The sequence below is a fragment of the Symbiopectobacterium sp. Eva_TO genome (assembly GCF_053848865.1).
The window spans coordinates 3,450,356-3,464,252 of record NZ_JBSPEY010000004.1 but is presented as its reverse complement, the minus strand read 5'-3'; the positions used below and the strand labels follow the sequence as shown (position 1 = coordinate 3,464,252).

Genomic DNA, 13,897 nt, shown 5'->3' with positions numbered 1-13,897 from the left:
ATAGCGATTCTGGGCACGAAGGTCAAGGCTAAAAATTCACTATCCTGTCACATTAATGCTATATGCTTCGCAGCGAACGTTATCTCCTGTATGCATAACGGTTGATCTTCGGGAAGCCTTTCCCCAGGTTTTTACCCCATAGAAAAAAAGGGCTTGCTATTCTTTTCTTGGAACCCGCGAAAATAGGAATATTCTTATAAGCCTCCAGCCGCAAGCCAACAGCGTATGCCATCGGTTTCATTTAGCAGCGTCAGTAATTGGGGCTGTCCACAATCAGCGCCCGCATAAGGGCAACGTTCTCGAAAAAAGCAGCCCTGAGGTAACCGTCGATTACTGGGTAATTCGCCCGTTTTCATCTCTTCTCCGGCCTGTTGCAACAACAGCCTGTCAAGCCGAAGAACCGACTCCAGCAACAAACGGGTATAGGGATGGCGCGGCTGGTTCAGGACACTGTGCGCCGTGCCTAATTCAACGATTTGCCCTAAATACATGACGGCTACACGATCGCTCATGTGACGGATAACAGAAATATTATGCGATATCAGCACGTAGGTAAGTTTACGCTGTCGCTGTAGCAGCACCAGTAAATTCAGAATTTGTGCCTGAACAGAAATATCCAACGCTGACGTGGGTTCGTCCAATAAAATGATATCCGGCTGCGCTGAAAGCGCGCGCGCAATGGCGATACGCTGGCGCTGACCGCCGGAAAACGCATGGGGCAAACGGTCAAGATATTCATGACGAATGCCGACCAACGTCGCCAACTCGCAGGTGATCTTGACCCACCATCTCCGGACCGCTTTTGTATCTTAAGTTGTATTAGCTCAGACCTGATCTGACAGTTACCGGTTATTTATACAGGTGTCTGTCAGATTAAATCTGGTTCAGATTTTTTTCTGCCCAGACTCGTTTACCATCAAGTAACGTGGCCATTGGCGTACGCCCGCAGCACATTTTACCCTGATGAGTTCGCTCATTATTGTAATGCCACAACCAGTTGTCCAGATCCTTTTGTAGACTTTCTAGGTCCTCGTATAACGTCTTACGGAACGCAACCTGATAAAAATCCTGCAAAATAGTTTTATGGAAGCGCTCGCAGATACCGTTTGTCTGCGGAGACATCGCTTTCGTTTTCGTATGGTCTATATCGTTGATAGCCAAGTACAGCTGATAGTCATGTTGTTCCACTTTACCGCAGTACTCCGTCCCCCTGTCCGTCAGTATTCTTAGCATTGGCAGCCCCTGAGCTTCGTAGAACGGCAGCACGCGATCATTGAGCAGGTCGGCGGCAGAGATCGGTGCTTTACTCGTGTAAAGCTTGCAGTGCGCCACTTTCGAGTACGTATCCACGAACGTCTGCTGGTAGATACGGCCAACACCTTTCAGATTACCCACGTAGAAGGTGTCCTGCGACCCCAGATAACCCCACCTCGTTATACACATCTCTGTTCGTGCCTGAGCGCGCGTAGCGTTTCGGCGGCCGTCATGACTTTCTGCAAGCCTTTCCTGATAGTTTTTGCGCCTGGTTCACCGTCGCCTTTTCGAGCAAGAAAGCCTCCGAGTTGCGCAACTAAGCGCAATACTTCGTTTAGCTTAGGGCGGCCCTTGGGCATACGCTTGTTCATCAGTAGGTAAGCGCCATGAGTCTCGTCGGAATCAAAGAACAACATTGCGTCCAGCTCTGGACAGGTTCGTCCCATACGCATTAAATAGGCGATGCGCCATGCCACGATCATGAACAGCGCCAATGCCCGCTCAATGCGATCCACGGTCGATAACTGTAACGCTTCGACACAGCAGCCGTTCTTCAGCACATTGAAGAACATCTCGATTTCCCATCTAGCCCGATACCAGTCGATCAGCTCCACGATATCTTCTCGTCCTTCAGGTACGCGATTGCTCAGCAACCGCCACTCGACCGGCTTCACGCCATATCGTTATACACATCTTTTGGCCATTTTTTGAACAGGATGCTCAGAACCCCGTGAATTAAGGCATTCAAGCCATCCCATTGGCTTTTTGAGGTTCAAAATGCCACTCTGAGATAAACCCGTAACTCATTGATTAAACAGTGCGTTAGAAAGATGTGTATAACGATATGGCTTCACGCCTGCTGGCGGCTCAATTTCCTTGGCTATCACACAAGTCACTGCCAACCCGCAACGCAGCGACACTCGCTTCACGCGCAGCGCCTGTTTCACCGTACGCGCCTTCTGCCCCGCGCGAGCCGCCATAACGAATTGGATTTATCCCACCGGCACGGTCTTTCCAACCTTCTGCCAAAGCTTCTCATTACAGTCCAGACTGCGATTATGAGTCGAGCGGATCAACCAGTCAGCCGGAGTGCCAAGGTCATCAGCGAGCTGCATCAACGCCTTGATATCCGCTTCGCGATCGGCTAAGTACACCAGACGTGTGTTTGGCAACTCCGAGGCGAGTTCAGCAACTCGCTCGTATCCCTCGAGCCAGCGCGTACTCTCCTTGAGCCCATCGCGTTTTCCGTCTGCATCCTTCGGCTCTCTTGCCCACATCCACGCATCCAGTACGCCCAACCCCACGCGATCCGGACTGACCGCGTAGGTCGGATGCAGGTACAGACCACGCCTGGCTTCGTAGTTCAAGGGACCCAAGCCTTGGATTTGCTGCCCGTTGAAGTCAAGCTCGGTAGTGTCTTGGATACACAGCACAACCTCGTGTTCTCGGATCCTTTCCTGCGTACGCTGCCAGTGAGGTTGCAGAATGTCTCGCCATTCGAATGCTTGGTTCTCCATGAAGCGGTAAGCACCCAGCGTCTCAGACCATCCGAGGCACGCATGCGGAATGCTGGCTTGCGGATTCTCAGCCAGCCGTATCAAAAGCCCTTTGGCACGCTTATTGAGCCTCGTGTCACCAAGATTTACCCCTTCCAGTTCTTGGTGTGCCCAGCCATCTGAATCCCGTGTCATTTTTCAGCGCCGTAAATGGCGATAGTACACGTCGGTTTCACTTCATTTACAACCCCACCGGCTGCCTATTTCAGCCCGCTAACCCTTGGCATATAAGGCGTTGCGGACTTATGTATAACGAGGTGCCCTCAAGCAGGTCCGGGAGCTACAGCGCCTTCTGGGTAAGAAGAAGATGGAAGTTGAGATCCTCAAAGAAGCAGTGGAGTACCGCCAGTCGCGAAAATGGATAGCGCACGCGCCCTTGTTACCAAAGGACGGGGAATAGCTCTGGTCAGCCGCGCCATGAGCGTGTCGCGTGCGCAGCTGTCACTGCGGGTTAACCGTTCTGCCGACTGGCTGGACAGGCGCAGCAACCGGCGTAATGACGAAGTTGATGCTGAGATATTATCGGACATCGTCTGTATCATCAGCGACATGCCCAGTGACGGTTACCGCCGAGTGTGGGGTATCCTGGGTAAGCAACGTCGTGCAGAGGGACTTCCACCGGTGAACGCCAAACGGCTTTACAGGATAATGAGCGAGCATAACCTGCTGTTGTTGCATGATAAAAATGAACGTCCGAAGCGGGAGCATAAAGGCAAAATCGCGGTAGCAGAGAGCGATATGCGCTGGTGCTCAGATGGCTTCGAGTTCGGTTGTGACAACGGCGAGAAGCTGCGGGTGACGTTCGCACTGGACTGCTGCGACCGGGAGGCCATAGACTGGGCAGCGAGCACCAGGGGTTATGACAGTTCAACCGTGCAGGATGTGATGCTGAGGTCGGTGGAAAAACGCTTCGGTAGCGCGCTGCCGGATAAACCAGTGCAATGGCTGACGGATAATGGTTCAGCGTACACAGCGCATGAAACGCGGAAGTTTGTAGTGGCACACTGATACTGGCCACCTGAGCGGAGGTGATATGCTCACCTCATCAACACGACAGGTGACCTCATGGGTAAACATTTTACGGCGGAATTTAAGCTCGAAGCCGCAAAGCTGGTTGTCGACCACGGCTACACATACGTTAAGGCCGCAGAGGCGGTTAATGTCAGCCATTCTGCCATTAGTCGCTGGGTCAATAAGCTTCGCCTTGAACGACAGGGAAAAACGCCAACGGGACTTCCTCTTACCCCTGAACAGCTCGAGCTGCGTGAGATGAAGAAAAAAGTCCAATGCCTTGAAATGGAGAACGAAATCCTAAAAAAGGCTACGGCGCTCTTAATGTCGGACTCACTCAACGGTTCACGGTAGTCGACAGGCTGAGGGCGCGATACCCGGTCACGGCGTTGTGCCAAACTTTTGAGGTACATCGCAGCAGCTACAGGCACTGGCAGGCTTCCGCTAATGAACCCGACGGTGAGCGCGTGGTTAAGTGTAGTCGCGTCATGGAAGCCTGGAACGCCAGCGGCGGCTCTGCCGGCGCTCGAAGTATCGCGACCATCGTCACCGGCAGCTCCGGTGTCAAAATGGGGCACTGGCTGGCTGGCAAGCTGATGAAGGAGCTGGGTATCGCCAGCTGCCAGCGACCGGCTCACAAATACAAACGCGGCGGCAATGAACACGTTGAAATACCGAACTATCTCAACCGCCAGTTCGCGGTTACCGCGCCGGATCAGGTCTGGTGCGGCGATGTGACCTACATCTGGACGGGCAAATGCTGGGCTTACCTTGCGGTGGTGCTAGATCTGTTCGCCCGCAAACCGGTGGGCTGGGCCATGTCGACGTCGCCGGACTCGGCGCTGACAGTTAAAGCGTTGCAGATGGCCTGGGAACTCCGGGGACAACCAACAGGAGTCATGTTCCACAGCGACCAGGGCAGCCACTATACCAGCCGTCAATACCGGCAAGCCCTGTGGCGCTGCCGGATAAAGCAGAGTATGAGTCGGCGGGGTAACTGCTGGGATAATGCGCCAATGGAGCGGTTCTTCCGCAGCCTGAAGACAGAATGGGTGCCGACAAAGGGTTACAACAGCTTCAGCGAAGCCCAGGACGCGATTATCCGCTACATCACGGGGTATTACAGCGCTATCCGGCCTCACTGGTATAACGGCGGCTTAACTCCAAACGAATCTGAGCGACTGTTCTACATACAGTCTAATGCGGTGGCCAATATTAGTTGACCACTACAGAACGGACATGTTGAGAATATGAGCGTAGAGAGACTTTTCGTCCATGGCGTTGACCTCTGGCGATTAAATGCACCATTATCATGCCTTCAGCCACCACAACAAGAGAAGACCCTGTTATCTGGTGATAGCGACAATGCAGCGTGAATCAAGGTATACTAACCGAACGTTGCTGATGATTTTGATAGTGGAAACGCGTCTGACGAGGATGCTGTAACGCATTATGACTTTACACCCTTCCCCGATTTTGAACTCATTGCTGGATACGGATGCGTACAAGCTTCATATGCAGCAAGCGGTGTTTCATCATTATTATGATGTGGACGTTACAGCGGAATTCCGCTGCCGCGGCGATGAGCTGTTAGGGAGTTATGCAGAGGCTATCACCGCGCAGATTGCGCTGATGAGCCAACTGTCACTCAGCGACGATGAGTTCGCTTACCTCTCTACGCTGCCTTTTTTTACCGCAGATTATTTACAGTGGCTACGCCATTTCCGCTTTAACCCGCAGCAAGTTACCGTGAGCAACCATCACGGCAAACTGGATATTCGCATTCGCGGCCCGTGGCGCGAAGTGATTTTATGGGAAGTTCCCTTGCTGGCGGTGATCAGTGAAGTGGTGCACCGCTCGCGCACGCCCGACGTTAGCGCCGTGCACGCCGTGGCGCAGTTGCGCTGCACGCTGGCGCAGTTCCGTGAACGCAGTCAGGGTATCGACCTGAGCCATTTCAAACTGATGGATTTTGGCACCCGGCGTCGTTTTTCCCGCGACGTGCAACACGAGATCGTGAGCGTATTACAGCAAGAATTCCCCTATTTGATTGGCACCAGCAACTACGACCTGGCGCGCCGCTTGGGGCTGACACCGTTGGGAACACAGGCGCATGAATGGTTCCAGGCGCACCAGCAACTCGGTGCAACATTGGCTAACAGCCAACGTGCCGCACTGCACGCCTGGTTAGTGGAATACCCCGATCAGCTTGGTATCGCGCTGACGGATTGCATTACCATGGATGCGTTCCTGCGCGATTTCGATCTCGATTTCGCTAATGCCTATCAGGGTCTGCGTCATGATTCCGGAGATCCGATCGATTGGGGCGAAAATGCCATCGCGCATTATCAACGGTTAGGCATTGACCTCATGAGTAAGACGCTGGTGTTCTCCGATAACTTGCATCTGGAAAAAGCGCTTACGCTTTATCGCCATTTTTCTCAGCGTATCAATCTGGTGTTTGGCATCGGCACGCGGTTGACCTGCGATATTCCAGGCGTTACACCGCTGAATATCGTCATCAAACTGGTGGAGTGTAACGGTCGCCCGGTGGCGAAACTCTCCGACAGCCCCGGCAAAACCATCTGCCATGACGCCGCATTTATTTCCGCACTGCGCAAAGCCTTCGATCTGCCGCGTATCAGAAAAGCCAGTTAGTCTCCTCGACTGCTCAGTATTTAACCCAACGTTACCGGAATGCGCAAAACTTGACGCATTCCGGTGATTTCTGCTTGTGTCCTGCCAGACGGCAAGTAACATAGCAAATCACCCTTAGGGGTTGACCCGTTAAATATCATTCATTGAGAAGAGAGAATTTTATGAGCGTAGTGCCTGTAGTCGACGTACTGCAAGGCCGTGTCGCCGTTGACAGTGAAGTCACCGTGCGCGGCTGGGTACGTACCCGGAGAGATTCTAAAGCCGGTATCTCCTTTATCGCCGTCTATGACGGTTCCTGCTTTAATCCGTTACAGGCGGTCGTAAATAATAATCTTCCCAATTACCAGAATGACGTTCTGAAATTGACCACCGGCTGCTCTGTGATCATCACGGGTACCGTGGTTGCGTCGCCGAGTGAAGGTCAGTCTTTCGAAATTCAAGCCACCGCCGTTGAGGTGGTGGGCTGGGTGGACGATCCGGACACCTACCCGATGGCGGCAAAACGTCACAGCATTGAGTACCTGCGTGAAGTCGCGCACCTGCGCCCGCGCACTAACCTGATCGGTGCCGCAGCACGCGTGCGCCATACGCTGGCCCAGGCCATTCACCGCTTCTTTCATGAGAACGGTTATTTTTGGGTCTCTACGCCGCTTATCACTGCGTCGGATACCGAAGGTGCCGGTGAGATGTTCCGCGTTTCCACGCTGGATCTGGAAAACCTGCCGCGTACCGATGCGGGCAAAGTGGATTTCAGTGAAGATTTCTTCGGCAAAGAGGCTTTCTTGACTGTTTCAGGCCAATTGAACGGTGAAACCTACGCTTGTGCGCTTTCCAATGTGTACACCTTTGGCCCCACGTTCCGTGCCGAAAACTCTAACACCAGCCGCCATCTGGCGGAATTCTGGATGATCGAGCCGGAAGTGGCCTTTGCGACTCTGGACGATGCCGCAGCGCTGGCAGAAAGCCTCTTGAAATACGTGTTCAAAGCCGTGCTCGAAGAGCGCGCCGATGACATGGCGTTTTTTGCTGAGCGTGTAGATAAAGAAGCGATCAGCCGTCTGGAAAACTTCGTCAGTGCAGATTTCGCCCAGGTGGATTACACCGATGCGATTGAGATCCTTCTCAATTGCGGACACACCTTCGAAAATCCGGTGTTCTGGGGCGTCGATCTTGCCTCCGAGCATGAGCGTTATTTGGCAGAACAGCACTTCAAAGCGCCAGTGGTGGTAAAAAACTACCCGAAAGACATCAAAGCTTTCTATATGCGTATGAATGAAGACGGCAAAACCGTCGCAGCCATGGACGTATTGGCACCGGGCATCGGTGAAATCATCGGTGGTTCTCAGCGTGAAGAGCGTCTGGCGCAGTTGGACAGCCGTCTGGAAGAGATGGGGCTTAATAAAGAAGATTACTGGTGGTATCGCGATCTGCGTCGCTACGGCACCATTCCGCACTCCGGTTTTGGCCTCGGATTTGAACGTCTGATTGCCTATGTTACCGGTGTACAAAATGTGCGCGATGTGATCCCTTTCCCTCGCACTCCGCGCAACGCCAGTTTCTAAATACGCATTAAACATAAGTAAAACAAATAACTAGAAAAAAGGCCGCGAATATTTCGCGGCCTTTTTTTTTCTTTCAGATAAGGCTCACAAAGTTCTCTAATATTTACAATTTGAAACACAATATTTCTTTTCATTACCTTATTACGAACTTAGTATCATTTCAAGGGTAGATTAACGGGCGAGTGAATGGAACACTGCGTTCAGACACAGGAGGGCACCAAACTTCCAGTGATAGTTCCGTAAGAGTTTTATTACTTTTTTCGAGAATTGTTAATGGCAGCGGCGGGTGTCTTAAAACACCAATGAGGGTAATAATGATGAAACGCAATATTCTTGCAGTAGTAATCCCGGCTTTGTTAGCTGTTGGCGCAGCAAACGCAGCTGAAATCTACAACAAAGACGGCAACAAACTGGACCTGAACGGTAAAGTTAACGGCCTGCGTTATTTCTCCGATGACAACAGCAACGAAGGCGACAAAACCTACGTTCGTCTGGGTTTTAAAGGCGAAACTCAAATCAACAGCGACCTGACAGGTTATGGCCGTTTTGAATATGAATTCAAAGGCAATCACCCTGAATCAGCTCAAAGTGGCGACAAGACCCGTTACGCTTTCGTTGGTTTTAAAGTGACTGATTTCGGCTCTCTGGACTACGGTCGTAACCTGGGTATCGCATACGACGGTATCTCCTACACCGACGTTCTGCCGGAATTCGGCGGTGATTCAGCATACACCGACAACCTGACTCAGCGTGTTGGTGGTGTTGCTACTTACCGCAACAAAGGTTTCTTCGGTCTGGTTGATGGCCTGAACTTTGGTCTGCAATACCAAGGTAAGAACACCGAAAGCACCACCAACAAACGTGCTGATGAATCCGCACAGAATGGCGACGGCTGGGGTACTTCACTGGAGTACGCATCTCCGATCGGTGTAAGCATCATCGGTTCTTATGCTACCTACAGCCGCACTGACGCTCAACGTGCCTATCCTGGTGGTAAAGGTCAGAACGCGGAAGCTGCTGCTGTTGGTCTGAAATATGACGCTAACAGCATCTACGTTGCCACCACCTACGGTGAATACCGTAATCTGAGCTACATTGATGGCAGCAAATATACTGGCGTTGCTGACAAAACTACCGTGTTTGAAGCTGTTGCTCAGTACAACTTCGATTTCGGTCTGACTCCGTCTCTGGCCTATGTTGCTGCCAAGGCTAAAGACGACACGTCTGTTACCAAAACCAACGACTACATCACCAAATACGTGAGCGTTGGCGGTACTTACGCGTTCAACAAAAACTTCTCTACCTATGTTGATTACCAAATCAACCTGCTGAAAGATGACAATGCATACGGCGTGAGCTCTGATGACGTTGTTGCTGTTGGTCTGACCTATCAGTTCTAATTTCGTTTTATCACCACTGCATTACGCAGTCTGATAACGAAAAAGACAGGGCCTTGCGCCCTGTCTTTTTGTTTTCTCTCCCCTGACTATTAGCGCCATTTATGGCTATCGCTCCCGCCACAATTTTTCCTGTTATTTCACCTGCATTTTGATCGCAAACGGTTGGCAAAGCTTATGGCTAGCGGTAACCTGAAGGTTCTTGCCTAACCTCTGTCATGGAATAGCCATCAATGTTTGAACATATTACTGCCGCTGCCGCTGACCCGATTCTTGGCCTGGCCGATCTGTTTCGCGCCGACTCTCGTCCACAAAAAATCAACCTGGGTATCGGCGTATACAAAGATGAAACCGGAAAGACACCGGTGCTGGCCAGCGTAAAAAAAGCAGAACAATTTTTGCTGGAAAATGAAGCCACCAAAAACTATCTCGGGATCGATGGCCTGCCCGAGTTCGCCCTGCGTACGCAAGAGCTACTGTTCGGCAAACAAAGCGCGATAATCAGTGAAAAGCGTGCGCGTAGCGCACAGACGCCGGGTGGCACCTGTGGCCTGCGTATTGCCGCAGAGTTTATCGCCAACCAGACCTCCGCTAAGCGTATTTGGGTAAGTAACCCGAGCTGGCCTAACCATAAAAACGTGTTTCAGGCTGCCGGGCTGGAAGTGTGTGATTATCACTACTACGATGCCGCTAACCACGCGCTGGACTTTGATGGCATGGTCAAAAGCCTCGAAGCGGTTCAGGCGGGCGACGTGGTGTTATTCCATGGCTGTTGCCATAACCCGACCGGTATCGATCCTACGGCGCAGCAGTGGCAAGCGCTGGCTGACTTGTCCGCTCAGAGGGGTTGGCTGCCGCTGTTTGATTTTTCCTATCAGGGCTTTGCTCGCGGGTTGGAAGAGGATGCCGAGGGTCTGCGTATTTTCGCTGCTTCCCACCCGGAATTACTGGTCTCCAGCTCCTATTCGAAGAACTTTGGCTTGTATAACGAACGTGTCGGTGCCTGCACCCTGGTCGCGGCCAATGCCGATGTGGCAGACAAAGCGTTTAGCCAGGTGAAATCCATCATCCGCGCCAACTACTCCAACCCACCGGCACACGGTGCGGCGGTGGTGGCAACCATCCTCGGCAACGAGACGTTGCGTACGCTGTGGGAACAGGAACTGACGGCGATGCGCGAGCGCATTCAACGCATGCGTCATCTGTTCGTCAATACCTTGCAGGAAAAAGGCGCGGCGCAGGACTTCTCCTTTATCATTCAGCAGAATGGCATGTTTTCGTTCAGCGGCCTGACCAAAGATCAAGTATTGCGTCTACGCGATGAGTTTGCGGTCTATGCGGTGAACTCTGGACGGGTTAACGTGGCAGGTATGACGCCGGAAAACATGGCTCCGCTATGCGAAGCCATTGTGGCCGTGCTGTAATATGCCGCCAGGCATCCCCTGCTAGTCGGGGGATGCCAGTGCATTAATCATGCACAAAAGGATTGGTCTTACGCTCCTGCCCCAGCGTCGAGATCGGGCCGTGTCCAGGAATAAAGGTGATATCGTCCCCGAGTGGGAACAACTTGGTGCGGATAGACGTAATCAACGCCTGATGGTCGCCCTGCGGGAAATCACTACGCCCGACACCGCCATTAAAGATCACATCGCCCACCTGCGCCAGACGCGATACCTTGTCGATAAACACCACGTGGCCCGGTGTATGTCCCGGACAGTGCAACACGGACAACTCAGTGTTGCCCACCGTCACCGAATCCCCTTCTTGCAACCAGCGCGTCGGGGTTAACGGCGCACACTCTGTCAGGCCAAACATGCGGCTCTGTGCGGGCAAACCATCAAGCCAGAAAGCATCAGCGGGATGCGGGCCGATAATCGGCACCTGATAGTGATCGGCCAGTTGCTGAGCCGCACCGACGTGATCGAGATGTCCATGCGTCAACAGGATTTGCGATACTTTGATGTCGCACTGCGCGACGGCACGTTTGATTTTTTCCGCTTCGCCACCGGGGTCAACAATCGCCGCGTCACGGGTTTCCTCACACCACAACAACGTACAGTTTTGGCTGAACGCCGTCACGGGAACAATCTGGTATTTCATAGCACTCCACTTCACGAAAAAGCACCCTTACGTGACCGCCATCATTACACGGTCAGGCCACGGGGTCTATTAGCGTTAAGGGTCACCAGCTCCGCGTCGGCCCGGTATCAATGTGCACGAAATTACTTTTCGGATAGTAGCCTACGCCACCCGCCTTCAGTTTCAGCGCCACTTTGCGAATATTGGCCAGTTGCACACCCTCGATGTGAAAATCCATCGCCTGCCCTTTGGTGTGATAGCTCTGTTTGGCCACACCGCGCGAATGGCTGCGCATTTCATTGTTGGTGTCCACCGAGCGGTACCCCGAAATCAGCTGCACCGGTTTGTTGGTGCCTAAAATCACTTGCAAGCGATAGAGTTGGTCAAACAGCGTAGGATCGATGGTTTTGATTTTATTGGCGCGATAATCACGGAAGAAGTGGTTCAGACGGGACAATTCATCTTTGTTGTAACGGCGGCCATCGAAGAATTCAGTTTTAAGGTACTCGCCGGTATTGAGGTTTGCTAGCGTGAGAATACGTGGACGTGGGGTTGATGGCGTGGCAAACGCCTGCCCCGGTAGCATGGCTGCTCCCAATGCGGCCCCGCCCAGCGCCAGCCATCTGCGGCGATGATGATCGATGAATTCCATGAAGTGTGCGGTAATGCCTTCAAATAGTTGGCTTTTGTGATATTCTGCCGCTATTTGAGGTTTCCACGTGGTTACTGTTTTTGTTCATTGCCCTCGCTGCCATTCAGATAAAGTTTATCGACATGGCCTTAGTCCAACTAAGCGCGAACGCTTCCGGTGTCACTGCTGTCGCCGTGTATTCCAGCTTACCTACCGCTATGAAGCGCGAAAGCCGGGAGTCAAAGAGCAGATCGTTGATATGGCCTTCAACGGTGCCGGTGTTCGCGATACCGCCAGAACGTTGAAAATCGGCATCAATACGGTCATCCGGGCTTTAAAAAGCTCTCGCCCCGCAGGATAACGTCTTCTCCCGTTGCTCACGCCGACGTCGCCCTTATCTGTGAACTTGATGAGCAATGGAGCTTCGTTGGCAGTAAGGCGCTACAGCACTGGCTCTGGTACGCTTACAATACCAAAACGGGCGGTGTTCTGGCCTACACTTTTGGCCCCCGAACCGATGAGACCTGCCGTGAATTGCTGGCTCTGTTGACACCGTTCAACATCGGCATGATTACCAGTGACAACTGGGGCAGCTATGCAAGAGAGGTTCCGAAGCAGAAACATCTGACTGGCAAGATCTTCACGCAACGCATAGAGCGCAATAACCTGACGCTCCGTACCCGCATTAAACGACTGGCGCGTAAAACGATTTGCTTCTCGCGCTCCGTCGAGATCCACGAAAAAGTCATCGGAGCCTTCATCGAAAAACACATGTTCTACTAATTGGAGTCATTACCCAAGGATTTAGTCATGTCTGAACAGGAGATATTTTACACCTGTCTAATGCAGAAATAAATATAATCACTGATGCTCTGGTTGATGTAGCCCCCTGTAACACCAGACAGTAGCTGTATCTCCAGATAAGAGATAGGCTTAGATATATGTCTAACAATCATGCTAATTTTGAAATGACCGGGATCCTGTTAGGGCAAGAAGTCCGTAAGCGTAAAAACTCCGCAAGAGAAAATCGCCATCATTCAGCAGACAATGGAGCCGGGGATGAACGTCTCCCATGTAGCCCGCCTGCATGGCATCCAGCCCAGCCTTTTGTTTAAGTGGAAGAAGCAATACCAGGAAGGAAGCCTCACCGCCGTTGCGGCCGGAGAAGAAGTGGTTCCAGCTTCGGCGCTGGCGACTGCCCTCAAGCAGGTCCGGGAGCTACAGCGCCTTCTGGGTAAGAAGACGATGGAAGTTGAGATCCTCAAAGAAGCAGTGGAGTACCGCCAGTCGCGAAAATGGATAGCGCACGCGCCCTTGTTGCCAAAGGACGGGGAATAGCTCTGGTCAGCCGCGCCATGAGCGTGTCGCGTGCGCAGCTGTCACTGCGGGTTAACCGTTCTGCCGACTGGCTGGACAGGCGCAGCAACCGGCGTAATGACGAAGCTGATGCTGAGATATTATCGGACATCCTCCGTATCATCAGCGACATGCCCAGTTACGGTTACCGCCGAGTGTGGGGTATCCTGCGTAAGCAACGTCGTGCAGAGGGACTTCCACCGGTGAACGCCAAACGGCTTTACAGGATAATGAGCGAGCATAACCCATATCGTTATACACATCTTTTGGCCATTTTTTGAACAGGATGCTCAGAACCCCGTGAATTAAGGCATTCAAGCCATCCCATTGGCTTTTTGAGGTTCAAAATGCCACTCTGAGATAAACCCGTAACTCATTGATTAAACAGTGCGT

General features: G+C 52.3%; 8 protein-coding genes and 6 pseudogenes. 8 read left to right on the top strand and 6 right to left on the bottom strand.

The window, feature by feature from the left end; translation table 11 throughout:
• Window positions 1-194 precede the first annotated feature (194 nt).
• The 4 pseudogenes from ACWWJF_RS20425 to ACWWJF_RS20410 all read right to left on the bottom strand — a co-directional run.
• Window positions 195-776 (bottom strand): annotated as a pseudogene (locus ACWWJF_RS20425) (oligopeptide/dipeptide ABC transporter ATP-binding protein); the annotation flags it as partial.
• Between the two features lie 97 nt (window positions 777-873).
• Window positions 874-1,425, bottom strand: a pseudogene (locus ACWWJF_RS20420) (integrase core domain-containing protein); the annotation flags it as partial.
• 8 nt (window positions 1,426-1,433) lie between these two features.
• Window positions 1,434-1,931 (bottom strand): annotated as a pseudogene (locus tag ACWWJF_RS20415) (IS4 family transposase); the annotation flags it as partial.
• 180 nt (window positions 1,932-2,111) lie between these two features.
• A pseudogene (locus ACWWJF_RS20410) lies at window positions 2,112-2,945 on the bottom strand (IS4 family transposase); the annotation flags it as partial.
• A gap of 124 nt (window positions 2,946-3,069) precedes the next feature.
• Here ACWWJF_RS20410 and ACWWJF_RS20405 point away from each other — a divergent pair.
• The 6 genes and pseudogenes from ACWWJF_RS20405 to ACWWJF_RS20380 form a co-directional block, all read left to right on the top strand.
• A pseudogene (locus ACWWJF_RS20405) lies at window positions 3,070-3,803 on the top strand (DDE-type integrase/transposase/recombinase); the annotation flags it as partial.
• Window positions 3,804-3,875: 72 nt separating this feature from the next.
• Window positions 3,876-5,044 (top strand): IS3 family transposase gene (locus tag ACWWJF_RS20400; RefSeq protein ID WP_455870461.1). Its coding sequence is split into 2 segments (ribosomal slippage): window positions 3,876-4,131 and window positions 4,131-5,044, totalling 1,170 coding nucleotides; the frame shifts between segments, so codons are not numbered across the junction.
• A gap of 229 nt (window positions 5,045-5,273) precedes the next feature.
• Window positions 5,274-6,479 carry a nicotinate phosphoribosyltransferase gene (pncB, locus tag ACWWJF_RS20395; protein WP_455870460.1) on the top strand — a complete coding sequence of 402 codons (1,206 nt, stop codon included), beginning with the start codon at window positions 5,274-5,276 and terminating at the stop codon, window positions 6,477-6,479.
• A gap of 161 nt (window positions 6,480-6,640) precedes the next feature.
• The gene (gene asnS, locus ACWWJF_RS20390; protein ID WP_455870459.1) at window positions 6,641-8,041 is read left to right on the top strand and encodes an asparagine--tRNA ligase; all 1,401 of its coding nucleotides are present in this window, start codon (window positions 6,641-6,643) and stop codon (window positions 8,039-8,041) included.
• 314 nt (window positions 8,042-8,355) lie between these two features.
• Complete coding sequence (locus tag ACWWJF_RS20385) at window positions 8,356-9,441, top strand: porin (protein WP_455870458.1); 1,086 nt, start codon at window positions 8,356-8,358, stop codon at window positions 9,439-9,441.
• Between the two features lie 230 nt (window positions 9,442-9,671).
• Window positions 9,672-10,862 carry an amino acid aminotransferase gene (locus tag ACWWJF_RS20380; RefSeq protein ID WP_455870457.1) on the top strand — a complete coding sequence of 397 codons (1,191 nt, stop codon included), beginning with the start codon at window positions 9,672-9,674 and terminating at the stop codon, window positions 10,860-10,862.
• 43 nt (window positions 10,863-10,905) lie between these two features.
• On the opposite strand, the gene ACWWJF_RS20375 is transcribed toward ACWWJF_RS20380, so the two are convergent.
• Window positions 10,906-11,538, bottom strand: coding sequence for an MBL fold metallo-hydrolase (locus ACWWJF_RS20375; RefSeq protein WP_455870456.1), 633 nt, complete (start codon window positions 11,536-11,538; stop codon window positions 10,906-10,908).
• 82 nt (window positions 11,539-11,620) lie between these two features.
• Window positions 11,621-12,169, bottom strand: coding sequence for a DUF882 domain-containing protein (locus tag ACWWJF_RS20370; RefSeq protein ID WP_455870455.1), 549 nt, complete (start codon window positions 12,167-12,169; stop codon window positions 11,621-11,623).
• 67 nt (window positions 12,170-12,236) lie between these two features.
• Between ACWWJF_RS20370 and ACWWJF_RS20365 the strand changes: the two genes are divergently transcribed.
• Together ACWWJF_RS20365 and ACWWJF_RS20360 are read left to right on the top strand one after the other, a co-directional pair.
• A protein-coding gene (locus tag ACWWJF_RS20365; protein WP_455868802.1) for an IS1 family transposase occupies window positions 12,237-12,931 on the top strand; the annotation gives its coding sequence in 2 pieces (ribosomal slippage) (window positions 12,237-12,480 and window positions 12,480-12,931; 696 coding nt in all).
• A gap of 185 nt (window positions 12,932-13,116) precedes the next feature.
• A pseudogene (locus ACWWJF_RS20360) lies at window positions 13,117-13,746 on the top strand (transposase); the annotation flags it as partial.
• Between the last annotated feature and the right edge of the window lie 151 nt (window positions 13,747-13,897).